18 protein-coding genes are annotated in these 22,611 nt (G+C 64.2%); 9 read left to right on the forward strand and 9 right to left on the reverse strand.

All coding sequences use genetic code 11. From position 1 onward, the window contains the following. Nucleotides 1-60: 60 nt before the first annotated feature. The 4 genes from gfa (at nucleotide 61) to IF809_RS34640 (ending at nucleotide 4,316) form a co-directional block, all read left to right on the forward strand. Nucleotides 61-624: an S-(hydroxymethyl)glutathione synthase gene (gfa, locus tag IF809_RS34625; protein ID WP_128964862.1), complete on the forward strand. Its 564-nt coding sequence runs from the start codon at nucleotides 61-63 to the stop codon at nucleotides 622-624. Nucleotides 625-1,234: 610 nt separating this feature from the next. Next, nucleotides 1,235-1,687, forward strand: a complete 453-nt coding sequence (locus IF809_RS34630) for a (2Fe-2S)-binding protein (RefSeq protein WP_453982553.1) — start codon at nucleotides 1,235-1,237, stop codon at nucleotides 1,685-1,687. 1 nt (nucleotide 1,688) lies between these two features. Further along, entirely contained in the window at nucleotides 1,689-4,001 is a 2,313-nt protein-coding gene (locus IF809_RS34635; RefSeq protein WP_462839792.1) for a xanthine dehydrogenase family protein molybdopterin-binding subunit, read from the forward strand. Between the two features lie 54 nt (nucleotides 4,002-4,055). Next, nucleotides 4,056-4,316, forward strand: a complete 261-nt coding sequence (locus IF809_RS34640; RefSeq protein WP_128964859.1) for a hypothetical protein — start codon at nucleotides 4,056-4,058, stop codon at nucleotides 4,314-4,316. 90 nt (nucleotides 4,317-4,406) lie between these two features. On the opposite strand, the gene IF809_RS34645 is transcribed toward IF809_RS34640, so the two are convergent. The 5 genes from IF809_RS34645 to IF809_RS34665 all read right to left on the reverse strand — a co-directional run bounded on the left by IF809_RS34645 (nucleotide 4,407) and on the right by IF809_RS34665 (nucleotide 10,921). Next, on the reverse strand, nucleotides 4,407-6,131 hold the full coding sequence (locus tag IF809_RS34645) for a methanol/ethanol family PQQ-dependent dehydrogenase (protein WP_453982550.1): 1,725 nt from the start codon (nucleotides 6,129-6,131) through the stop codon (nucleotides 4,407-4,409). 110 nt (nucleotides 6,132-6,241) lie between these two features. After that, on the reverse strand, nucleotides 6,242-6,898 hold the full coding sequence (locus IF809_RS34650) for a QcrA and Rieske domain-containing protein (protein ID WP_453982549.1): 657 nt from the start codon (nucleotides 6,896-6,898) through the stop codon (nucleotides 6,242-6,244). A 263-nt stretch (nucleotides 6,899-7,161) separates the two neighbouring features. After that, nucleotides 7,162-7,626, reverse strand: coding sequence for a group III truncated hemoglobin (locus IF809_RS34655; protein ID WP_462839793.1), 465 nt, complete (start codon nucleotides 7,624-7,626; stop codon nucleotides 7,162-7,164). 235 nt (nucleotides 7,627-7,861) lie between these two features. Next, the gene (locus tag IF809_RS34660; RefSeq protein ID WP_128964855.1) at nucleotides 7,862-8,713 is read right to left on the reverse strand and encodes a 3-hydroxybutyryl-CoA dehydrogenase; all 852 of its coding nucleotides are present in this window, start codon (nucleotides 8,711-8,713) and stop codon (nucleotides 7,862-7,864) included. 795 nt (nucleotides 8,714-9,508) lie between these two features. After that, nucleotides 9,509-10,921: a carbohydrate porin gene (locus IF809_RS34665; protein ID WP_462839794.1), complete on the reverse strand. Its 1,413-nt coding sequence runs from the start codon at nucleotides 10,919-10,921 to the stop codon at nucleotides 9,509-9,511. 108 nt (nucleotides 10,922-11,029) lie between these two features. On the opposite strand from IF809_RS34665, the gene arsC reads away from it, so the two are divergent. Beyond that, nucleotides 11,030-11,380, forward strand: a complete 351-nt coding sequence (arsC, locus tag IF809_RS34670) for an arsenate reductase (glutaredoxin) (RefSeq protein WP_462839795.1) — start codon at nucleotides 11,030-11,032, stop codon at nucleotides 11,378-11,380. 17 nt (nucleotides 11,381-11,397) lie between these two features. After that, a complete protein-coding gene (locus IF809_RS34675; protein ID WP_128964852.1) occupies nucleotides 11,398-12,096 on the forward strand; it encodes an ABC transporter permease in 699 nt (232 codons plus the stop codon). On the opposite strand, the gene IF809_RS34680 is transcribed toward IF809_RS34675, so the two are convergent. Continuing rightward, on the reverse strand, nucleotides 12,070-12,879 hold the full coding sequence (locus IF809_RS34680) for an ABC transporter substrate-binding protein (RefSeq protein WP_462839796.1): 810 nt from the start codon (nucleotides 12,877-12,879) through the stop codon (nucleotides 12,070-12,072). The two genes, IF809_RS34675 and IF809_RS34680, sit on opposite strands and share 27 nt — an antisense overlap. Nucleotides 12,880-13,245: 366 nt before the next feature. Here IF809_RS34680 and IF809_RS34685 point away from each other — a divergent pair, with 366 nt between their 5' ends. The 3 genes from IF809_RS34685 to IF809_RS34695 all read left to right on the forward strand — a co-directional run bounded on the left by IF809_RS34685 (nucleotide 13,246) and on the right by IF809_RS34695 (nucleotide 18,002). Further along, on the forward strand, nucleotides 13,246-14,577 hold the full coding sequence (locus IF809_RS34685; protein WP_462839797.1) for a hypothetical protein: 1,332 nt from the start codon (nucleotides 13,246-13,248) through the stop codon (nucleotides 14,575-14,577). Between the two features lie 200 nt (nucleotides 14,578-14,777). Further along, nucleotides 14,778-15,668: a BJP family subclass B3 metallo-beta-lactamase gene (gene blaBJP, locus IF809_RS34690; RefSeq protein WP_462839798.1), complete on the forward strand. Its 891-nt coding sequence runs from the start codon at nucleotides 14,778-14,780 to the stop codon at nucleotides 15,666-15,668. 327 nt (nucleotides 15,669-15,995) lie between these two features. Continuing rightward, nucleotides 15,996-18,002, forward strand: coding sequence for a putative bifunctional diguanylate cyclase/phosphodiesterase (locus IF809_RS34695; RefSeq protein WP_462839799.1), 2,007 nt, complete (start codon nucleotides 15,996-15,998; stop codon nucleotides 18,000-18,002). Nucleotides 18,003-18,009: 7 nt separating this feature from the next. Here IF809_RS34695 and hutU read toward each other — a convergent pair whose 3' ends face one another. The 3 genes from hutU to hutI are packed head-to-tail and all read right to left on the reverse strand — an operon-like array spanning nucleotide 18,010 to nucleotide 22,479. Continuing rightward, nucleotides 18,010-19,680 carry a urocanate hydratase gene (gene hutU / locus IF809_RS34700; protein WP_453982539.1) on the reverse strand — a complete coding sequence of 557 codons (1,671 nt, stop codon included), beginning with the start codon at nucleotides 19,678-19,680 and terminating at the stop codon, nucleotides 18,010-18,012. A gap of 28 nt (nucleotides 19,681-19,708) precedes the next feature. Further along, nucleotides 19,709-21,268 (reverse strand): histidine ammonia-lyase, encoded by a 1,560-nt coding sequence (gene hutH, locus IF809_RS34705; protein WP_462839800.1) that lies wholly within the window; start codon nucleotides 21,266-21,268, stop codon nucleotides 19,709-19,711. Continuing rightward, nucleotides 21,265-22,479, reverse strand: coding sequence for an imidazolonepropionase (gene hutI, locus IF809_RS34710; protein WP_462839801.1), 1,215 nt, complete (start codon nucleotides 22,477-22,479; stop codon nucleotides 21,265-21,267). Before hutI ends, hutH begins: the two co-directional genes overlap by 4 nt. Between the last annotated feature and the right edge of the window lie 132 nt (nucleotides 22,480-22,611).

Raw genomic sequence — 22,611 nt, forward strand, 5'->3', positions numbered from 1 at the left:
AATCTATCCGTTCAGTCGTCGTGTTCTAGCTCAAGCGTCACACCCAAGGAGGATCGACCCATGACTGTTGCACTCCACCCCTCGATCGACAACGGCGTCAAACAGGGCAGCGGGCATTTTGCCGGCGGCACCCTCGTCTGCAAATGCAAGGACCATCAGGTCAAGGTCGGCATCAAGGGCGATGTGGCGCACAATCACGCCTGTGGCTGCACCAAGTGCTGGAAACCGCAGGGCGCAACGTTCTCCGTCGTTGCCGTGGTGCCGCGCCAGAACGTCACCGTGCTCGAGAACGGCGACAAGCTCCAGATCGTGGATCCCTCCGCAGTGATCCAGCGCTACGCCTGCAAGGCCTGCGGCACGCATATGTACGGCCGCATCGAGAACAAGAACCACCCGTTCTATGGTCTCGACTTCATCCATCCGGAGCTGTTCCAGGAGCAGGGCTCGCAGGCGCCGCAATTCGCCGCCTTCGTCTCCTCGGTGATCGAATCTGGCGTGAAGCCGGAACAGATGGCCGGCATCCGGTCGCGTCTGAAGGAACTCGGGCTCGAGCCCTATGACTGCCTTTCGCCGGCGCTGATGGATGCAATCGCGACCCACGTGGCGAAAGCCAAGGCGGCCTGAGCAAGACCATCCGCCATCGCCCGTCCGCTCGCCGGTGATCCGCGAACGGGCGGGCGCCGTTATCGAATGACCGCGGCGAGTTGCCGCCCGTGCAGTATTGCGTATGCGAGCGCGTTCCGCTCCCTCAGTCCTGGTCTCTGAATGACTGCGCAGTGCCGCCCTCTTCCTGCTTGAAGTCAGCGTGCCCTGCGATTCTCCCTCCCTCGACTGAGGACTACTGCTTCGTCCGCGCAGTCCCTCTGGCGGACGAAGCTTTTTTCATCGCAGCTTCGATTTCGTGATCGCCCGGCGCGCGATGTGTTGCCGCGCCCTGCTTTTGACAAACCCCGGATGCAATCTGTTCACGTCGAGAACACCCGGCTGTGAACGCCGGTCCGAGGCGATCTCTGCTACGGTCGCGTCGTCACGATGCCGCGCGAATTCAATCAATCAAGAACAAAACGGGAGGTATCGAGGACATCCAGACATCGCGATTCGCATTCCAGCTTCCTGCCGGGACCTGCCCGCGCAGGACAAGAGGCCGAAATGCGGTCACATGAGGCAACGGACATTGCGCCGATCGAATTCGGCGATGTTGAAACAGTCAGCTTATGAAGAGCGAGGGACGATCATGATCAAGGTGAAGATCAACGGCCAGGAACAGAGCTGGGACGGCGACCCGGATCTCCCGCTACTCTGGTTCCTGCGTGACGAAGCCGGGCTGACCGGCACCAAGTTCGGCTGCGGCAAGGCGCTGTGCGGGGCCTGTACTGTCATCGTCGACAAGGAGGCGGTGCGCTCCTGCATCACCTCGGTCAACGACGTCGCCGGACGGGAGATCACCACGATCGAGGGACTGCATCCGGAGGGCGATCATCCCGTCCAGAAGGCTTGGCGCCAGGTCAATGTCCCCCAATGCGGCTTCTGTCAGGCGGGCCAGATCATGCAGGCCGCGGCGCTCCTGATGGACAATCCGAAACCGTCGCACGACCAGATCCGCGAGGCGATGTCCGGCAACATCTGCCGCTGCGGCTGCTACCAGCGCATCGAAAACGCGGTCCATCTCGCATCGACGGGAGTGTGACATGAATTTCATCGACAATCCCCGGAAGCTCCGTGGCTTCGAAAAGCATCTGAAGGTCGAGAAGATCTCGCGCCGCAGCATCCTGAAGGGGCTCGGCGTCACCGGCGGCTTCGTGCTCGCCGCGCCCGTGATGACGCGCCAGGCCTTTGCCTATGAGACCGGCGCCGGCAAGATGCCGCACGGCGTCGTGGTCGACCCGCGCGTATTCGTCGCGGTCGCCTCCGACGGCACCGTCACCATCGTCGCCCACCGCTCCGAGATGGGCACCGGCGTGCGCACCAGCCTGCCCTTGATCGTGGCGGAGGAGATGGAGGCCGACTGGTCCAAGGTCAAGGTGCAGCAGGCCCATGGCGACGAGGTCAAGTTCGGCAACCAGGATACCGACGGCTCGCGCAGCACGCGGCACTACCTGCTTCCGATGCGCCAGATCGGCGCCTCGGCCCGCACGATGCTGGAACAGGCCGCGGCCAAGCGTTGGAGCGTGCCGGCGACCGAGGTGAAGGCGGTCAATCACGAGGTCGTCCATAGCGCGAGCGGGCGCAAGCTCGGCTTCGGCGAGCTCGCCGCCGATGCCGCCAAGGAATCGGTGCCGGCGACCGAAGGCCTCAAGCTGAAGGACCCCAAGGACTTCCGCTATCTCGGCAAGGGCCAGGTCAGCATCGTCGATCTCCACGACATCACCACCGGCAAGGCGCAATATGGCGCCGACGTGCGACTGCCCGGCATGAAATATGCCGTGATCGCGCGCCCGCCCGTGACCGGGGGCAAGCTCACTTCGTTCGATCCGGACGCGGCGTTGAAAGTGCCCGGCGTGGAGAAGGTGATGCAGGTGCGCGGCTGGCCGTGGCCGTCGAAATTCCAGCCGCTCGGCGGCGTCGCTGTGATCGCACGCAACACCGGTGCCGCGATCAAGGGCCGCGACGCGCTCAAGCTGGTCTGGGACGACGGCGCCAACGGCAAGTACGACTCGGTCGCCTATCGCAAGGATCTCGAGGAGGCCTCGCGCAAGCCGGGTCTCGTCGTCCGCAAGGAGGGCGATGCCGACGCCGCCCTGAAGAGCGCCGACAAGGTCATCGTCGGCGAATACTACATTCCCCATCTTGCCCATGTCAGCATGGAGCCGCCGGTCGCGGTCGCCGACGTCAAGGGCGACAAGGCCGAGATCTGGGCGCCGGTGCAGAGCCCGGGCGGAACGCGCGAGGACGTCGCCAAGACGCTCGGCATTCCCGAGGGCAACGTCACCGTCAACGTGACGCTGCTCGGCGGCGGTTTCGGCCGCAAGTCGAAGTGCGACTACGCGCTCGAGGCCGCCCTGCTGTCGAAGGAGCTCGGCGCACCTGTCAAGGTGCAATGGACGCGCGAAGACGACATCCATAACGGCTTCCTGCACACGGTCTCGGCCGAGCGGATCGAGGCGGGGCTGGACAAGGACGGCAAGGTGATCGCCTGGCGCCACCGCAGCGTGGCGCCCAGCATCGCCTCGACCTTCGCCGCGGGCACGGTCCATCAGGCGGCTTTCGAGCTCGGCATGGGCCTCGTCGACATGCCTTTCGAAATCGCCAATATCAGTTGCGAGAATCCGGAAGCTGCCGCGCACACTCGCATCGGCTGGTTCCGTTCGGTCTCGAACATCCCGCGCGCTTTCGCGGTGCAGTCGATGGTGGGCGAGATCGCGAGTGCGACAGGACGCGACCAGAAGGAAACGCTCCTTGCGCTGATCGGCTCACCCCGCATCGTCAAGCCCGCCGTGAAGGACATGTGGAACTACGGCGAGCCCTATGACAGCTACCCCCTTGACACAGCACGTCTGCGTAAGGTGGTCGAGCTGGTCGCGGACAAGGGCGAATGGGGCCGTCAGGTTCCGAAGGGCCACGGCCTCGGTATCGCCGTGCACCGCAGCTTCGTCAGCTACATCGCGACCATCGTCGAAGTCGCGGTCGACGAAAAGGGCAAGCTGACGGTGCCGCGGGTCGACACCGCGATCGACTGCGGCACCTATGTGAACCCCGAACGCATCGCCTCGCAGATCGAAGGCGCCGCGATCATGGGGCTCAGCCTTGCCAAATATGGCCAGGTCACCTTCAAGGACGGCAAGGTGGAGCAGAATAATTTCGACGACTTCCAGGTCGTCAGGATCGACGAGGCTCCGCTGGTGACCAACGTCCACATCGTGCCCCCCGCATCGGACACACCGCCTAGCGGCGTCGGCGAGCCGGGCGTGCCGCCGTTCGCACCGGCGCTGATGAACGCGATCTTCGCGGCGACCGGCAAGCGCATCCGCTCGCTTCCGATCGGCAAGCAATTGGAGGCTTGACGGAACGGAAAGCGGCCTCGCGCCGTTTCCATCGATCTGACCAGGAGCAGATCGATGACCAACATCTCAAGGGCGCTCGCAGTCTCGCTGTCGAGCGCCTTCCTTTTGACCACCGCCGGAGCGTTCGCCCAGAGCAGCAACACGACGCCGCCGACCACCGCAACGCGCCCCACCGCGCCGGACCAGAGCTCGCTTCCCAACGCCAATGCCCCGCCCGCTTCGACCACCCGGACCACCGGGCAGAGCCCCAGCGATCCGAAGGTTCGGGAGATGAACCAGAAAGCAAAGGATAAGGTCGAGCGCGAGGGCAAATAGCTACGAGCGTACACAAGAGCGGCGGACGTTGCCGTCCGCCGCTCTCGCCACCCCCCTGTCGCTCCGCGTCTTTCGATCCGCCTGCGGAGCTTATTTCTTCAGCGCGAACACCCAGACCACGCCGCCTTGCGGCACGTTGGACTCGATGCCGATGTTGTTTGTCGCCAGCGCGTCCTGGATACGCTGCGCGTCCACACCCCAGCCCGACTGGATCGCAATGTATTGCGTACCGTCGATCTCGTAGGAGATCGGCATGCCCATGATGCCGGAGTTGGTCTTCTGCTGCCAGAGTAGCTCACCGGTCTTGGCATTGAAGGCGCGGAACTCGCGGTCGTTGGTGCCGCCGGCGAAGAGGAGATCGCCCGCGGTGGCCGTGACCGAGCCGAACATCTGCGACTTCGGGAAGTTATGCTGCCACACCTTCTTGCCGGTCGCGGGATCCCAGGCCTGAATCTCGCCGAAATGATCGGCGCCGGGCTTGGTCTTCAGGCCGATATCCTCCGGCTTGGTGCCGAGCCAGAGTTCGCCCGGCTTGAGCGGGATCTTCTCGCCGGTGAAGCCGCCACAGAAGTTCTCGTTGGCGGGCACGTAGACGAGGCCGGTCTTCTGGCTGTAGGCGGCCGACGGCCAGTCCTTGCCGCCCCACAACGAGGGGCAGAACTCCACGCGCTTGCCGACAACAGGCTTGTGCGCGGGATCGAGGATCGGCTTGCCGTTCTCGTCGACGCCCTTCCAGACATCGGTCGAAACGAACGGCCAGCCGGCGACGTAGTTGATCTTGCTCGGCGTGCGCTCGAGCACCCAGAAGATCGCGTCGCGCCCAGGATGCACCAGGCTCTTGATGCTGCGGCCATCGCGCTGGAGATCGATCAGCATCGGCGCATCGACCTCGTCCCAGTCCCAGGAATCGTTCTGGTGGTACTGGTGGTAGGTCTTGATCTTGCCATTGCCCGGATCGAGTGCGATCACCGACGAGGTATAGAGATTGTCGCCGGGATGCATCTCGCCGGGCCATGGCGCGGCATTGCCGACGCCCCAATAGATCGTCTTGGTGTCCTTGTCGTAGGTCCCGGTCATCCAGGCCGAGCCGCCGCCGTTCTTCCAGTCGTCGCCCTGCCAGGTGTCATGACCGGGCTCGCCCTCGCCGGGAATCGTGAAGGTGCGCCACAGCTCCTTGCCGTCCTTGGCATCGAAGGCAGCGACATAGCCACGTACGCCGAACTCGCCGCCGGAGCCGCCCACGATGACCTTGCCATCGACGATCAGCGGCATCAGGGTCATGTATTGACCCTTCTTGTAGTCCTGCACCTTGGTGTCCCACACCACCTTGCCCGTCTTGGCGTCGAGCGCGACGACGTGGTCGTCGGTGGTGGCGAGATAGAGCTTGTCCTCCCACAGGCCGACACCGCGGCTGGTCGGATGCAATTGGAAGAGATCATCGGGAAGCTGCCGCTTGTAACGCCAATATTCGTCGCCGGTCTTCGCGTTCAGCGCGATCACCTGCCCCATCGGCGTTGCCACGAACATCACGCCGTTATTGACGATCGGCGGCGCCTCGTGGCCTTCGACGACGCCGGTAGCGAAAGTCCAGACCGGCGTGAGATCCTTCACGTTGGAGGTATTGATCTGGTCGAGCGGGCTGAAGCCCTGGCCGTCATAGGTGCGCCGATAGAGCATCCAGTTGCCGGGCTCGGGATTTTCGAGACGTTGTGAGGTAACGGGGCTGTAGTTCTCGATCGGACCGGCGCTCGCCGCCGTCGAGACAATGCAGGTGAAGGCGACGAAGCCGGACAAAAACCATTGCTTTGTGGTCATGGACGTTTCCCCTTTTGAATTCTTGTGAGTTGAATTCTTGTCGTTCGTCTCGTCGCCCGCTCGTTGGCGGACGCGACCTCTTGTGGCGCGCGGGCGCGACCCGCGGCGTGTCATCCGGGCTGCGAGCCACCTACCTTTCCGATGAAGGGACCGGCGACGGTGAGCGAACCTTCGCTTAACGACAGCGGCAGCGCCGCGAGGCGTCGCGGCGCGGGCCCGAACACGACCTGTGCGCCCTGGCGTGGATCATATTCGGAATTGTGGCAGGGACACTTGAACACGGTCATGTCGCCTCCCTGATCCGCCTTCACCCATTCCGTAACCGGACAAGCGGCATGAGCGCACACCGCCGAATAGGCAACGATGCCGTCGGCTGCGCGTGCACGCGTGGTCTCATCGAGCTCGTTCGGATCGAGCTTCACGACAAGTATCTCATTCAGGCGCGAGCCGCTGCGAACGACAGAGGTTTTGGGGTCCTTCGGCCAGGCGCGAACCGGCGGGCCGCCCAGCTTGAGTTCGTCCGGCTTGAGGAGCTGACCTTCGTTGTCGCCCTCGGAGAGGACGAGCAGATCGCCTTTCTGCGGCCGTTCGTCGGCACCCGGCTGATCGTCGTCGGCCCTTGCCGGTGCGGAACAGCCGAGACAGGCGGTGGTGGCGAGCGCGCCGAGCAGCAGCTCTCGACGCGTTTGCTCCGCGCTTATATCGGCTTCGGGTTCCGCGGTGTTGTCGGAGGGTGATGAGCAGATATTGAATGATGCGCGCGACATGCACACTAGCAGGCGCTGGAACTCTGCCGAAATGAAGGCGAAGAATTGGCGCCGCAGTGCATCAATATGGCTTTGCTCGCTGTGAGCGAACGCGACTCCACGCGTTCAAGCACATTTTGCCTTTGCAACGTCATGCCGCGCGATCGGCATGATGATTTTGCAGATCAGACCGATGATGCAGGAATTGGTGCGACGCGGTCTGAGCAGCGAGAAACAATCTCAATGCGCTTCAACTACACGTCTTGCGGGCAGACCCGGCGCGTTCAGGACCTCCAAAGGTGACGCGGCGCCGCGATGCGGCCGGCAATGGTCGCCGAGGCCATCTCAAAGCTGTCGGCGATGCGGCGGGCCTTGTCGATGAACAACGCTGCTGCCGGTGGCGGGCAGACCTCGCGCGCCGTCTGCTCGAACAGGTCGAGCCAGCGGTCGAAATGATCGCCGACCAGGCTGAGTGGGAGATGGGCCCGCATCGGCGAGCCGTGATAGCGGCCGCTCATCAGCACGACCGACGACCAGAAATCCCTGAGCTTGGCGAGATGCTCGTCCCAATTCCGCACAACCGCGAACACGGGCCCGAGCAACGCGTCCTCTCGCACGCGTCCATAGAAGCGGGTGACGAGTTCCCCGATCATCTCCTCGGTAATCCCGGTGCGCTCGATCGCATCCTGGGTCAGCAGGTTCCGCCGTTCAGCCGCAGCTTGGCGCTCGGCCTTCAATCGATCCGACATGTCTCTCGTTGTCCGCTTTCTTCTTTCCCTCTCCCCTTGTGGGAGAGGGGTGGATCAATCGCGCATTGCGCGATTGAGACGGGTGAGGGGTGCTCTCCGCGTGCTCTCAACCATCGAGTTTGCGGGACCCAACCCCTCATCCAGCGCTTCGCGCCACCTTCTCCCACAAGGGGAGAAGGAAGGAGGCTAAGATGCAGTTGCGGGTGACGTCTTTGTCCCAGCGCAAATTACAAGATCAGGCGCCGTAAGTGTAAAACCCCTGCCCGGTCTTGCGGCCGAGATGGCCGGCATCCACCATTTCCTTGAGCAGGGGGGCTGGACGGTATTTAGGATCGTTGAAGCCCTTGTAAAAGACCTCCATCACCGAAAGCATGGTGTCGAGACCGACGAGATCGGCCAGGGCCAGCGGCCCGATCGGATGATTGCAGCCGAGCTTCATGCCGGCGTCTATTTCCTCGGCCGTCGCGATCCCCTCCTGAAGCGCGAAGATCGCCTCGTTGATCATCGGGCAAAGGATGCGGTTGACGGCGAAACCCGGGCTGTTCTTGGCGGTGATCGCCACCTTGCCGACGCGCTGGGCGAAATCGAGCGCCTTGGCGTGGGTATCGTCAGACGTCTGCAGGCCGCGGATGAGTTCCAACAGCTGCATCACCGGAACCGGGTTGAAGAAATGCATGCCGATGAAGCGATCGGGGCGATCGGTGGCGGCGGCGAGCTTGGTGATCGAGATCGACGAGGTGTTGGTCGCCACCAGCGTGCGCGGCGAGAGCGTGGCGCAGAGGTCCTTCAGGATCTTGACCTTCAGCTCCTCGTTCTCGGTCGCGGCCTCGATGACGAGATCGCAATCGGACAGCTTGGCGCGATCGGTGGTGCCGGTGATGCGCTTGAGCGTCGCATCGCGATCGGCCGCCGAGATCTTCTCCTTCTTGACCAGGCGCTCGAGGCTGCCGCCGACGGTCGAGATGCCGCGGTTCACCGCCGCATCGGAGATATCGACCATCACGACCGAAAGGCCGGCCGCGGCGCAGATTTGAGCGATGCCGTTGCCCATGGTCCCGGCTCCGATAATGCCAACGGTATTGATCATAGACTGACGTCCTTTTCGTTGAGCGAGCCCGACCTGTATCGGCGTGCCCGGTTTGATGAATTTCGAGCCGCGGCGCCTCACATGCTGCACCGCATCCAGGCTCTTCCTTAACCCATCCGTGGCGAGAATAAAGCCGCCTTTCCTTATCGACGAGGCATGATTTCGGGCTCTCGCGGCCTGATCGGCCCGAGCTTTGCGGCTCGTTTCGCCCTGGACAATGCCGAGGGCGCAGGGAAGGCCGGGCGCCGACTGGCACCCGCGGTCCGCTGTGCGCGTGTAGCGCATTGGAAGACTGCACAGCGGCGTACAGGGCAGCCAGGACATCCCGACCTACCCTGCGCGAGTGGTTTGACGGCTTATGCCGTGCCCTCCCCGGAGCCGAATTCCCTTTGGCCTCCGTCGCCTTGCGAAAAGCTGACGGCAAGGGCCGGTTGGCCTCATGCCGCCTTCCGCAAGGCTTGGCTGCAGCAACGACAGTCAGGACCACACGGTTTTGCCGTACGCAGCCCGCGCCGTTCGTCACACGCGGCGGAAGCTCACGAGGTTCGGCTCAATCCTCCGCTCGCCCTGCTCCCGACCCTTGCGTGCCGACGCGCGCCCGCGTCCACCGCACCCCACCCACGTACCGGACGACTCGCGATCCGTCCCTCGTGCCGGGTGAGGTGCGCGACATATACGATCTTTCCGAAATTCGGTAAAGGAGAATATTTCCGGAATCCGGGATTGACACCCCGTTCAAGTGTTTTGCCCGTCCACCGAAATACCCATCCGCCGTTCGTGACGCGCCCTAGAATTTCAGCGTGGTCCGCAATCCGAATACCGAGGCGTTTCCGAGCACCTTGCCGGCAGCGGACCGGACGGGAGCGTCGCGCCGCCGCCGGGATGAATGATGTACTGGAAGTTCGGCTGGACCGTCCAGCCGTCCCTGATTTGATATTGATACACGGCGGTCAGCAAGCCCTCGAAACTGCGAACCGGCCAATCCGGCGCGACGAGGGCCCGGAAGTCTGCATCGAGCGTCTGCGCACGCTTCGAAACATGCGCGTAGCCGGCTGCGATCCCGAACTTGTCATCCGGACGGCGCTCGTCGAGACCGACGAACTCAACGCCGCCATCGGCATAGAGATCGATCAGATTGCGATCGGCCGGGGCGCCGGAGGCCCGGATAAAGACGCCGATGCCGCGATCGTCACTCTGGGGCACGCGATAGATCTGCTGCTCGAATACAATCCAGCCCCCGATATCGCCGGACAACAACATCGGCTCGCCGCTGCTCGCGGGCGCTGCGAGCGATATGCCGTTGGATGCGAGCCGTTGATCCGCAAACGCGCCAAAATGACGCCAGCCGCCGAACTTGATCTGGCCGGCAAGATTGGGATCGCCTTTCTTGTTATTCCAGGCGTATTGAACCTGTCCGAGCAGAAGCGGCGGATCGTTGACACGGAAATTGATGCCGTAACGATTGCGTTGCTGAGGATCGCCAGGACCGGGGCCCGCCTGATCGCCGTCAAAGATTCCGCCGAGGACGGCGAGCTGGTCGGTGACGTTGACGAGAAGTCTCGCGCCCATCGCGGCCAGCGGTGGCGAGGGACCACCGCTCGGCAGATCCAGCGAGGTGATGGCCGGCCAGCCCATCGAGGCGTTGGTGAAGACGTCGGTGTATTTGGTGTTGAAGAACTCGCTGTCGGCCGCGAGCTGGCCGAGCTTTAGCGAGACCTTCTTCTCGCCCCACTGCTTCTCGAAATAGGCTTCGTAGAGCCGGGTCGACGGCAACGCCTCGATCCCGCTCACGACGAAGAAATTTTGCAGATTGTCGCGCGACAGGCCGCCGCCGTGAATCTGGAACATGTTGGCATGGAAAGTCAGCTTGTCGAGGCCGGCAAGCTTGTCCAGATCGACGTCGACGGCGAGATTCAAGCGGCCCTCGTAGACCGCGCCTTGCCTGACTCCGCCCGAAGCGTTGCCCAGCTCTTCCCCGATGTAAGTTGCCGCGAACTTCACCCCATATTTCTGAAGCGGGTTCGGTAGCAGGCCGAGCGTTTTCTCCTCGACCGTGCTCTCGCCCGTGTCCGGATCGGCTGGCTTGTCATCGTCGGTTTTCTTGTCTTCCTGCGCGAGCGCCTGGACGGCGGACGGCAGATATCCGCCGACCACCACGGCGGCAAAGACTCCAAAGGCTCTCGTTGATATCAACTCAGGTTTGCTCATCCAGTATCAGTGGGACACGGCTGAGCTACGCTTTCAAGCGCAAACTCTGGATGGAACCGGGCAACGCACATGTGTACAATTCAGCACACATCAGACAGGGCCCATGGCATGGACGCGATCATCTACCACAACCCTGAGTGCGGCACGTCGCGCACGACGCTTGCCACGATCCGCGATGCTGGTGTCGAACCGCATGTGGTCGAATATCTGAAGACACCGCCGTCCCGCGCGCTGTTGCGGCAGCTGATCGCCCGCATGGGAATTTCGGTGCGCGAGGCAGTTCGCGAGAAGGCCGCGCCGTACGCCGAGCTCGGACTCGACAATCCCGATCTGACCGACGACCAGCTTCTCGACGCCATGATCGCGCATACCATCCTGATCAACCGGCCGATCGTCGTCACGCCGAAAGGCGTGAGGCTTTGCCGCCCCTCCGAACTCGTGCTCGACCTCCTGCCGTAGCAACAGCATCGGGCCGGATGAACGATTTTGCCAGATCCATCGCTGCCGCGTTCGCGCTGATTGGCGAAGCCGATCCCGAGCTGCTCGGCATCGTCGCGCTGTCAGTGCGCGTGAGCCTGACGGCCAGCGTCGTCGCACTGCTGCTCGGTGCTCCGCTCGGAGCCCTGCTTGCGATCACCCGCTTTCGTGGCCGGCAGGTCATCATCGTTCTGACCAACGCACTGCTTGGCCTGCCGCCGGTCGTGGTCGGGCTTGCGCTTTATCTGATGTTGTCGCGATCCGGCCCCCTGGGAGCCGCGGGCCTGTTGTTCACGCCGACGGCCATGGTGATCGCGCAGACGCTGCTGGCCACGCCGATCGTGGTGGCGCTGGTGCACCGGCCGGCGAGCCTGCTGTGGGCCGAGTATGGCGACCTCGCGCGGATCGACGGACTGTCGACGCTGCGCAGCATCGGCCTCTTGTTCGCGCTCGGCCGGACCTCCCTGCTGACGGCCTTCCTCGCCGCCTTCGGGCGCGCCATCGCCGAAGTCGGCGCCATCATCATCGTTGGCGGCAATATCAGAGGCTTTACGCGCACGATGACGACAGCGATCGCGCTGGAGACCAGCAAAGGCGATTTGCCGCTGGCGCTGGGGCTCGGGCTGATCCTGCTCGCGCTCAGCGTCGCCGTCTCGACCGTCGCCTTCCTGCTAGTGGGACGCGTTGGGGAAAAATAGCTGCTCGCCGCCAACCTTGTAGCCGGCGATCGCATCCTGCCCCTTCGGCGAGATCAGCCAGTCGATGAAGGCCTGTCCGTCCTTCGACTTGACGTCAGGATGCTTGTCGGGATTGACCAGCATGACGCCGTATTGGTTGAACAGCCGCTTGTCGCCCTCGGTCAGGATCGCAAGCTCGCCACGGTTCTTGAACGACAGCCAGGTGCCGCGGTCCGACAGCAGGTAAGCATTCGACGAGGACGCCATGTTCAGCGCCGGGCCCATGCCCTGGCCGATCTCGCGATACCAGCTGCCCTTGGCGGTCGCGATGTCGACGCCCGCCTCTTTCCACAATCTCAGTTCGGCGGCATGCGTCCCGGACTTGTCGCCGCGCGAGATGAACGGTGCCTTGGCCGCTGCGATCTTGCGCAGGGCATCGGCGACATCCTTGTCGCTAGCGATGTGGGCGGGATCGCTTTTCGGCCCGACAATGACGAAGTCGTTGTACATCACGTCGAAGCGCTTCACGCCCTGCCCTTCGGACATGAACTTGTCTTCCGCCACCCTGTCATGGACGAACACCACATCAGCATCGCCGCGCCGACCGATATCCAGCGCCTGCCCGGTGCCGACGGCGACGACCTTCACCGCGATGCCCTTCTCTTTCGTGAACAGCGGCAGCAGGTAGCCGAACAAGCCCGATTGCTCCGTCGACGTCGTCGAGGCCACCGTGATGGAGCGATCCTGCGCGTACGCGCATGTCGACCAGAACAGGATCGTTGCGATAGCGGCAAGCTTTCTCATGCGTCCCTCAAACAAGCGATGATACCGTCCAATAGCCGCCGGCGATGACGGCGGGAACCCCGACGTTTGGCGGCAGAGAGTTGATGGCAATGGCCCCCATCGGCTGGAACGGCGCCGGCACAGCCCGGTTGCTGGAGCCGCAACGTAAAGGAGAGTCCAATGAAGACAATCATTCTGGCATCCGCCTGCGTCATCGCGTTGGCGATCGGCGGCGCGGGGGCTGTGCAGATGTTCTGCAATTGGTCCCGCCTCAATTGACAGGCATGTGACAGCCGGGGCAGTTTTTCGAATTGCCGGCGAATCAGCGCTTGCCTACGGCCCTGAGTACCTCTTGGACAAGTCCCAGTGCTTTCGAGACTGATATCGTTGCTGAGCCGCATTCCCGCGGTGAAATGGGCGTTCAAGCGGCTTCGGCCCCCGCCGCCTGGCGGCAGCATCGCCGCGGCGCCGAGCGCTGCGGATGAGCCGGCGCCGATCATCGCACAAATTGCTCCGGCCCTCGACAGCCTCAACATCGAGCCGACGACCGGCGACGCCGCCATCGAAGTGGCTGTGCCGGTCGAAGACAACGCCGCTGTCTTAGTCATCGAAGAGACCGCGTCCGCGGCCACGACCAATATCGGCGTCAGCGACCATACATCTCCGGAGACGCCGGCAGAGGTCGAGGCCGTCGTCGAACAGACTCCAGGCCTGTCGGTCGAGTTCGCGAGCGAGCCGGTTGATCTGGTTGAAGTGATCAGCAGCGATCCGCCTGCCGAACGTCTGACCGAGCCTGAACCCGAGGTCCTCAACAAGGCCCCCGCTTCGCTTGTCGAAGTCGACGCAATCGACGCTTCCGAGCCGGTCGTCAGCAGCGATCTCCCCGTAGAACTCCTGACGGATGGCGAACCCGACATCGTAGACGAGGCTCCGGTCTTTTCCGTCGACGTCGAAGCGATTGAAGCCGCTGAGCCCGTCATCGGCAGCGATGCATCCACAGAACGGCCTGAGGATGTCGAGCCTGTCGCTGTGGAGCATGTCGCCACTGCCGAGACGGAATTAAAGCCGGTCGAGAGCTCCGGGCGCCTCGTCGAAGAAGAACCGGCGTGCGCCCTTTCCAACGCGGTCGAAGCGGTCACCGTCGACGAGGCCTCCGTCATCGTGGTCGACGCCGGGATCACCGTGCCCGCCTCCGCCGAGGCCAGCGTCGATAGCGAGCCCGCTTCCAGCGTCGCAGCGGCAGAGATCGAGCCCGATGCCCCCGACGATCTGCCGCCCGGCCCGGCCATTGCCGCGGAAGATGTGTCCACGGACACGCCTGTTGGCGCCGCGCAGGTCGAGCCGGCTCCCGCTCCGAAGACTCAGAGCGCGCCGAAGGTCCGGGCAAAGATCGTGGAGCCCGCCGACCGCGCCACACTGATCCGGCAGCGCTGGTCCGAGACCGGGATCAGGATGTGGAATCCCCGGCTGCACGGAACCGGCGAAGCGACGCTGAACATCCAGGGCCGCATCGAGCTGCTGCCGCCCGAGCCCGGCGAGACGATGCCGCGCTACGACAAGCTGGAATTCAAGCTGCTCGGCGGCCAGATCGTCTGCGAGGGCGTCATCGTCGAGGCGCCCGCAGATGCGAGCCAGCGCAGCTTTACGCGGCTCGCCGAGCCGCGTGGCGCCGACCGAACCCGCGAACCGGTGCGGGAACGACAGGCCGCTCTCGCCTGATCTTTTGAGGGCGACGGGAGAGCCGCGGCGCGGTCGGATGCCGATTGCCGCATGCCGAAACCGGACGGCACCCGTTATTCCGCGCATGACGCGGAATTTTTCGAACACGCGGCGGTTGCTGCCAGATCGCGCAACATCTAGCCTCCATCGATCCGCGGAGCCGCGGTCGCAACGAAAAACAACACCAGGGAGGACAATCCATGAGAAAGCTCACGGCCGCGCTATGTGCGCTCGCGCTCTTTGCACCTGGCGCGCAGGCGCAGACCATCAAGGACTTCCTGGCGACGGTCATGAAGAAGTGGACCGCGCCGTTCGAGCCGTTCCACCTCGTCGACAACATCTACTATGTCGGAACCGAGGGCATCGCCGTCTACGTCATCAAGACGTCGCAGGGCCTGATCCTGATGGACACCGCGATGCCGCAGTCGACGGGCATGATCAAGGACAACATCGCCAAGCTGGGCTTCAAGGTCGCCGATATCAAATACATCCTCAACAGCCACGCCCATCTTGACCACACCGGCGGCTTTGCCGAGATCAAGCAGGAGAGCGGCGCACAGCTCGTCGCCGGCGAGCGCGACAAGCCGCTGCTCGAGGGCGGTTATTATCCGGGCGACGAGAAGAACGCGGACCTCACCTTTCCGCCGGTGAAAGTCGATCGCACAGTGAAGGAAGGGGACAAGGTCACGCTCGGCGACACCACGCTGACGGCGCACGCGACGCCGGGCCATTCGCCGGGCTGCACCAGCTGGGAGATGACGGTGAAGGACGGCGGCCAGGACCGCGAGGTGCTGTTCTTCTGCAGCGGCACCGTGGCGCTGAACCGGCTGGTGGGACAACCGACCTATCCCGGCATCGTCGACGACTATCGCGCGACCTTCGCCAGGGTCAAAGCGATGAAGATCGACGTGCTGCTCGGACCGCATCCCGAGGTTTACGGCATGCAGGACAAACGCGCACAGCAGATCAAGAGCGAGACGCCTAATCCGTTCGTCAAGCCGGGCGAGCTTGCGACCTACGCGACCGGCCTGTCGGAGGATTTCGACAAGGCGCTCGCCAAGCAGACCGCCGCGCTGCAGGCCGCGAAATAGAAGGTTGGCTCTCGGCGCGCTCCATCCATCTCTCCTCGAGGAGAGGTGGATGGAGCACACAATACCGCCGTCGCGAGGAGGCGCCGCCGCGGCGGATACGGTTAGCAGTACGTATCCGCGATCGCTTTCGGACGATCTGTCGCACGAAACGGCGCCCGCCTCCGCCGCGCAATGTTAACAGTCTCTCACCAATGCACGCGGGTGGAAAATCCTGCGGCGGCGCACAATTTCCGGTAGCGCTCCCGTGGGGAACCAGTCTAACGCGGTCTTTACCCCCGCCATGCAAGATCGACTTCGTTTTTGAAGGGATTTTGGGGCGCGTTTGTAATGCTTGCCATCAAATTGAAAGCTTACTTCGCGGCGGCCGTGGCGCTGTTCCGCGTGCCCACCGACTCGGACCTGACACGCGCGCAATTCGACGCCTTCTCCAAGCAGATCCCGCTGCTCTACTTCATCCTGATCAGCAACACGATCGCGGTCGCCTATACCTACGTCAACGTCGCGCCGGACTGGCTGACGATGATCGTCCCGGGCGTGCTGACGCTGCTCGCGGCGCTTCGCACCTTCTGGTGGCTGCGCCAACGTCATCTGGTGCGCAGTGATGCCGACATCCTACGCAATCTGCGTGCCACCAACTGGATGACGCTGCCGATCGGTGCGGGCTTCACCGCCTGGTCGTTCGCGCTCTACCCTTACGGCGATCCGTTCGCCAAGAGCCAGGTCGCCTTCTACATGGCCGTGACCGTAATCGGCTGCATCTTCTCCCTGATGCATCTACGTTCGGCGGCCCTGATCGTGACGATCGTCGTCGACCTGCCTTATGTGCTGTTCTTCTGGGCCACGGGCGAACCGACGCTGAAGGCGATCGCAGTCAACAATCTGCTGGTCTCCGGCGCGATGGTGACCGTGCTGTTCATCTATTATCGCGACTTCGCCGATCTCGTCGGCAGCCGCAAATCCCTGCTGGCGCAGCAGGCGGCGACGCAGACGCTGTCGGACGAGAATTTTCGTCTCGCCAATCTCGATGCCCTGACCGAACTGCCGAACCGCCGCCGCTTCTTCGCCGAGCTGTCGAGCGCCTTCGCCGATGCCGAACGCAGGCACGTGCGCGTCGCGGTCGGCATCATCGACCTCGACGGCTTCAAGCCGATCAACGACAATTACGGCCACTCGATCGGCGATCGTGTCCTGATCGAGGCCGGGCGCCGTATCCGCGAGGTCTGCGAAGGTTTCGGGCCGCAACGCGTGGAATTCGCGCGTCTGGGCGGTGACGAATTCGGTCTCGTCGTGTGTGGCGACCCCGAGGATGCCGATCTGCTGCGGCTCGGCGAGCGTATCGGCGAGCAGGTCAAGCTGCCCTACCAGCTCGACACCGCTCACACCGGCCTGTCCTGCTCGATCGGCTTTGCGCTGTATCCGCGTTCGGCGACGACGGCGGAGGCCCTCTACGAATGCGCGGACTATTCGCTCTACCATGCCAAGCGTCATCTGCGCGGGCGGACGGTGATCTTCTCCAGCGAGCTCGAGGCTGAGATTCGCAGCCGCAGCGTGATCGAGACCCTGCTGCGCACCGCCGATTTGGACGCCGAGATGGAGCTGGTGTTCCAGCCGATCGTCGATGCCATGAGCGAGCACACCGCGGGTTTCGAGGCGCTGGCGCGCTGGCAGAGCCCCCGCCTCGGCTGGGTCTCGCCGGCCGACTTCATCCCGGCCGCCGAGCGGATCGGCCTGATCCGCGCCCTGACGCAGGCGCTGCTGGTGCGCGCGCTCGCGGCCGCCAAGACCTGGCCCGATCACACCCGCCTGTCGTTCAACCTCTCGGCCCACGACATCTGCTCGCCGGACGGCATCCTGCCGCTGATCGCCATCATCGAGAACAGCGGCGTGCCGCCGCGCCGGCTCGACTTCGAAATTACCGAGACTGCCGTCACCTTCGACTTCGTCCGCGCGCAGCAGTCGATCGCCGCGCTGAAAGCCATGGGCTGCGGCATTTCGCTGGATGATTTCGGCACCGGCTATTCCTCGCTGAGCCATGTGCACCGCCTGCCGCTGGACAAGCTCAAGATCGACCGCAGCTTCGTCGCCGACATCAACGACAACCCGGTCAGCCACAAGATCATCAAGTCGCTCACGGGCCTGTGCGACGACATGGAGATCGCCTGCGTCGTCGAGGGCGTCGAGACCCGCGCCCAGTTCGACACCCTGCGCCGCCTCGGATGCGATTTCGTGCAGGGCTATTACTTCTCCAAGCCCATGCCCGGGGCGGCGATCGAGGATTATCTCGCCAAGGAACGCGAGCGCCTGGACCAGAGCGCAGCCAAGGTCGTGGCGTGAGGCCGCGCTAGGTCGAAAGGCTCGGAAGATCGAGCCCCTTGGCACGGGCACAGTCGATCGCGATGTCGTAGCCCGCGTCGGCATGACGCATGACGCCGCTGGCGGGATCGTTCCAGAGCACGCGCGCGATGCGCTTTGCCGCTTCCGGCGTGCCGTCGGCGACGATCACCATGCCGGCGTGCTGGGAATAGCCGATGCCGACGCCGCCGCCATGATGCAGCGACACCCAGGTCGCCCCGCTGGCGCAATTGAGCAGCGCATTGAGCAGCGGCCAGTCGGACACGGCATCCGATCCGTCCTTCATCGCCTCGGTCTCGCGGTTCGGGCTCGCCACCGAACCGCTGTCGAGATGATCGCGGCCGATCACGATCGGCGCCTTCAATTCGCCGCGCGCCACCATGTCGTTGAAGGCGAGCCCAAGGCGATCACGATCGCCCAGGCCAACCCAGCATATCCGCGCCGGCAGGCCCTGGAACTTGATGCGTGCCTTGGCCATGTCGAGCCAGACGTGCAGATGCTTGTCGTCGGGCATCAGCTCCTTGACCTTGGCATCGGTCTTGTAGATGTCCTCGGGATCTCCCGACAGCGCGGCCCAGCGGAACGGCCCGACGCCGCGGCAGAACAGCGGGCGGATATAGGCCGGCACGAAGCCGGGGAAATCGAAGGCGTTCTTCAGGCCCATGTCCTGCGCCATCTGGCGGATGTTGTTGCCGTAGTCGAGCGTCGGAATGCCCTGCGCATGGAAATCCAGCATGGCCTGGACGTGCTCGACCATCGACATCTTCGAGGCGCGCTCGACCGCCTTCGGATCGGATGCGCGCTTGGCCTCCCAATCGGCCAACGTCCAGCCCTTCGGCAAATAGCCGTTGATCGGGTCATGCGCGCTGGTCTGGTCGGTGACGATGTCGGGCTTGACGCCGCGGCGGACCAGCTCCGGAAAAATCTCCGCGGCGTTGCCGAGCAGGGCGACCGAAACCGCTTTCTTGGTCTTCGCGGCCTCCGCCATGATCGCGAGCGCTTCGTCGAGCGTCGCGGCCTGGCGATCGAGATAGCCGGTGCGCAGCCGCATCTCGATGCGGCTCGGCTGGCATTCGACCGCGAGCATCGACGCGCCCGCCATGGTCGCCGCCAGCGGCTGCGCACCGCCCATGCCGCCGAGACCGGCGGTGAGAATCCATCTGCCTGCGAGGCTGCCGCCGTAGTGACGACGTCCGACCTCGACGAAGGTCTCGTAAGTGCCCTGCACGATGCCCTGGCTGCCGATGTAGATCCAGGAGCCCGCCGTCATCTGGCCGTACATCATCAAGCCCCGGCGATCGAGCTCGTTGAAATGATCGAGCGTCGCCCAATGCGGCACGATGTTGGAGTTCGCGATCAAGACGCGTGGCGCATCTGCGTGGGTGCGAAACACGCCAACCGGCTTGCCTGATTGCACCAGCAGGGTCTCGTCGCTCTGGAGCTTGCGCAACGCGTTGGTAATGCGGTCAAAACTCTCCCAGTCGCGCGCGGCGCGGCCGATGCCGCCATAGACGACGAGTTCGCTCGGTCGCTCCGCGACGTCAGGGTCGAGATTGTTCATGAGCATGCGGAGCGGCGCTTCCGTCAGCCAGCTCTTGGCGCTGATCTCGCTGCCACGGGGCGCGCGGATGGTGCGGTCATTGTCCAGTCGGCGGTTCATGCGGAACACCCCTTTAGTCAAATCTCGTTCAGTCAAGTTTTGGAAATGGATCGGATGAAAGCGCCGCGATCGCCACGGTCGGCAACGCATCACCTTCGATCAGCGCAGCCGCCCTCGCGAGATCGGCGGCCATGTAGCGGTCCGCGCCGAGCGCGGGCACCTGCTCGCGAAGCTTCGCGATGACTGCAGCGAGCGGCGCGCTCGTCGCATGCGGCGCGCGCAACGTGATACCTTGAGCGGCAACCAGGAGCTCGATCCCAAGGATCGCGGCGAGATTGTCGGCCATGTCGGACAAGCGCCTCGCGGCGTGCGCAGCCATCGAGACATGGTCTTCCTGGTTGGCGCTGGTCGGCGTCGAATCTATCGAGCAGGCAGCCGCGCGCTGCTTGTTTTCGGCATAGAGCGCGGCCGCCGTCACCTCGGCGATCATGAAGCCCGAATTGATGCCAGGATCGGGGGTGAGGAACGGCGGCAGGCCGAAATTGAGCGTGGGATCGACCAACGTCGCGATACGGCGTTCACTGATCGCGCCGATCTCCGACAGCGCCAGCGCGACCGTGTCGGCGGCAAAAGCGACCGGCTCGGCGTGGAAATTGCCGCCGGAGACGATTTCGCCGGTCTCGACCAGCACCAACGGATTGTCGGTCACGGCATTGGCTTCGACCATCAGCGTGCGCGCAGCCTGCGCGATCAGGTCGAGCGCCGCGCCTGCGACCTGCGGCTGGCAGCGCAGGCAATAGGGATCCTGCACGCGCTCGTCGCCCTCGAGATGCGACAGGCGGATGTCGCTGCCCTCGAGCAGCGCGGTCAGCGTCGCCGCCGCCGCGATCTGCCCGGCGTGGCCGCGGAGCGCCTGGATTTCGGGACGGAACGGTGCGGTCGAAGCCATCGCCGCATCGACCGACAGCGCGCCGGTGACGAGCGCGGCGCGAGCCAGGCGGAATGCACGCAGCACGCCTGATAGGGCATAGGCGGTCGAGAACTGCGTCCCGTTGATCAGCGCGAGACCTTCCTTGGGGCCGAGCGTCAGCGGCGCGAGGCCGGCTGCCGCCAGCGCCTCGGCACCGGACACGGTTTTCCCATCGAGGATCGCCTGCCCTTCGCCGATCATCACCGCAGTCATGTGCGCGAGCGGCGCGAGATCGCCGGAGGCGCCGACCGACCCTTGCTGCGGCACCAGCGGACAGACATCTCGCGCCAACATCGCCTGCAACTGCTCGATCACCTCGCGGCGCACCCCCGAAGCGCCGCGCCCGAGCGAGATGATCTTCAGCGCCATCATCAAGCGGACGATCGGTTCCGGCGTCGCCGGGCCGACGCCGCAGCAATGCGAGACGATGAGATTGCGCTGGAGCAGCGCGGTCCGATCGGGCGGTATGCGTTTCGAGGCGAGCTTCCCGAAGCCGGTATTGATGCCATAAACGGGATCCGCGGTCTGCGCCGCCTTCGCCACAATTTCCGCAGCCGCCTCGACCCGCGGCCAGAACGCGGCATCGAGCATGACCGATGCGCCTCCGAGCACGCGCGCAAGGTCGTCGATGCTCACTGCTCCCGGTTTGACAACGATCGTTGATCCCTGCGCCGTCACTGCCCTCTCCAGACACGCCGATGCAGCGGATTGAAGCCGACGCGGTAGACCAGCTCAGCGAGACGCTCGATGTCCCAGATCGCGAGGTCGCACCATTTGCCGGCTTCGAGCGTGCCGGTTTCGGCGAGCATGCCGAGCGCACGCGCGCCTTCGCGGGTGATACCGGCGAGGCATTCAGTCACCGTCATGCGGAACAGCGTCGCGCCCATGTTCATGGCTAGCAACAGTGAGGTCAGCGGCGAACTGCCGGGATTGCAGTCGGTCGCAAGCGCCATGGGGACGCCGTGCTTGCGGAACACCTCGACCGGCGGTTTTTGCGTTTCACGGATGAAGTAAAACGCGCCGGGCAGCAGCACGGCCACCGTGCCAGCCTTGGCCATCGCGGCAGCGCCGGCTTCGTCCGTGTGCTCGAGGTGATCCGCGGAGAGGCCGGAGAATTTGGCAGCGAGCGCGGCACCACCGAGATTTGAGAGCTGATCCGCATGCAGTTTCACCGGCAGACCGAGCGACCTCGCGGTCTCGAACACCCGCGCGGTCTGCTCTGCGGAGAACGCGATGCCCTCCATGAAGGCGTCGACGGCATCGGCGAGGCCCGCCTTCGCGACAGCGGGCAGCATCTCGTTGCAGACGAGATCGATGTAGCGATCCTTGTCGCCCTCAGCTTCGATCGGTAATGCATGTGCGCCGAGGAAGGAGGTGCGGATGGCGACCGGCCGCTGCCGGCCGAGGCTGCGTGCGGCAGAGAGCTGCCGCAACTCGGTCTCGGTGTTGAGGCCGTAACCGGACTTGATCTCGACCGTGGTGGCGCCCTCGCCGATCAACGCATCGAGCCGTGGCAATGCACCCGTGACCAGTTCGGCTTCGTTCGCCTTGCGTGTCGCTGCCACTGTCGAGACGATACCTCCGCCGGCGCGCGCGATCTCCTCGTAGCTCGCGCCCTTCAGCCGCAGCTCGAATTCGTGGGCGCGGTTGCCGCCATAAACGAGATGGGTGTGGCAGTCGACGAGCCCCGGTGTGATCCAGCGCCCCTCGCAATCGATCCGTTTGACGGCGTCGGCATCGACAGGAAAATCCGCGGCCGGGCCCGCATAGACGATGTGGCCGCCGCGCGCGGCGATCACGCCATGCCCGATCTCGCCGAGATCGGGACGGTCGGCCCGCAGCGTGGCGAGGCGGGCATTGTGCCAGATCCGGTCGAAGCGCTCTGCCATGCGGGTACCCGTCGGATGCTTGACTTATATGTCTAGACATATAATCGTAAGGCGGTTCTGTCCAGCCGGCGTGTCACCATGTCCCGACTGCATTTCGCCTCCGCGCTCCTGCCCTCGGGCTGGGCCCATGAC

The sequence above is a fragment of the Bradyrhizobium sp. UFLA06-24 genome (assembly GCF_054967145.1).

Coding starts and splice junctions, on each gene's coding strand:
- gfa (WP_128964862.1), top strand. CDS start 61: ATGACTGTTGCACTCCACCCCTCGATCGACAACGGCGTCAAACAGGGC.
- IF809_RS34630 (WP_453982553.1), top strand. CDS start 1,235: ATGATCAAGGTGAAGATCAACGGCCAGGAACAGAGCTGGGACGGCGAC.
- IF809_RS34635 (WP_462839792.1), top strand. CDS start 1,689: ATGAATTTCATCGACAATCCCCGGAAGCTCCGTGGCTTCGAAAAGCAT.
- IF809_RS34640 (WP_128964859.1), top strand. CDS start 4,056: ATGACCAACATCTCAAGGGCGCTCGCAGTCTCGCTGTCGAGCGCCTTC.
- IF809_RS34645 (WP_453982550.1), bottom strand. CDS start 6,131: ATGACCACAAAGCAATGGTTTTTGTCCGGCTTCGTCGCCTTCACCTGC.
- IF809_RS34650 (WP_453982549.1), bottom strand. CDS start 6,898: ATGTCGCGCGCATCATTCAATATCTGCTCATCACCCTCCGACAACACC.
- IF809_RS34655 (WP_462839793.1), bottom strand. CDS start 7,626: ATGTCGGATCGATTGAAGGCCGAGCGCCAAGCTGCGGCTGAACGGCGG.
- IF809_RS34660 (WP_128964855.1), bottom strand. CDS start 8,713: ATGATCAATACCGTTGGCATTATCGGAGCCGGGACCATGGGCAACGGC.
- IF809_RS34665 (WP_462839794.1), bottom strand. CDS start 10,921: ATGAGCAAACCTGAGTTGATATCAACGAGAGCCTTTGGAGTCTTTGCC.
- arsC (WP_462839795.1), top strand. CDS start 11,030: ATGGACGCGATCATCTACCACAACCCTGAGTGCGGCACGTCGCGCACG.
- IF809_RS34675 (WP_128964852.1), top strand. CDS start 11,398: ATGAACGATTTTGCCAGATCCATCGCTGCCGCGTTCGCGCTGATTGGC.
- IF809_RS34680 (WP_462839796.1), bottom strand. CDS start 12,879: ATGAGAAAGCTTGCCGCTATCGCAACGATCCTGTTCTGGTCGACATGC.
- blaBJP (WP_462839798.1), top strand. CDS start 14,778: ATGAGAAAGCTCACGGCCGCGCTATGTGCGCTCGCGCTCTTTGCACCT.
- IF809_RS34695 (WP_462839799.1), top strand. CDS start 15,996: ATGCTTGCCATCAAATTGAAAGCTTACTTCGCGGCGGCCGTGGCGCTG.
- hutU (WP_453982539.1), bottom strand. CDS start 19,680: ATGAACCGCCGACTGGACAATGACCGCACCATCCGCGCGCCCCGTGGC.
- hutI (WP_462839801.1), bottom strand. CDS start 22,479: ATGGCAGAGCGCTTCGACCGGATCTGGCACAATGCCCGCCTCGCCACG.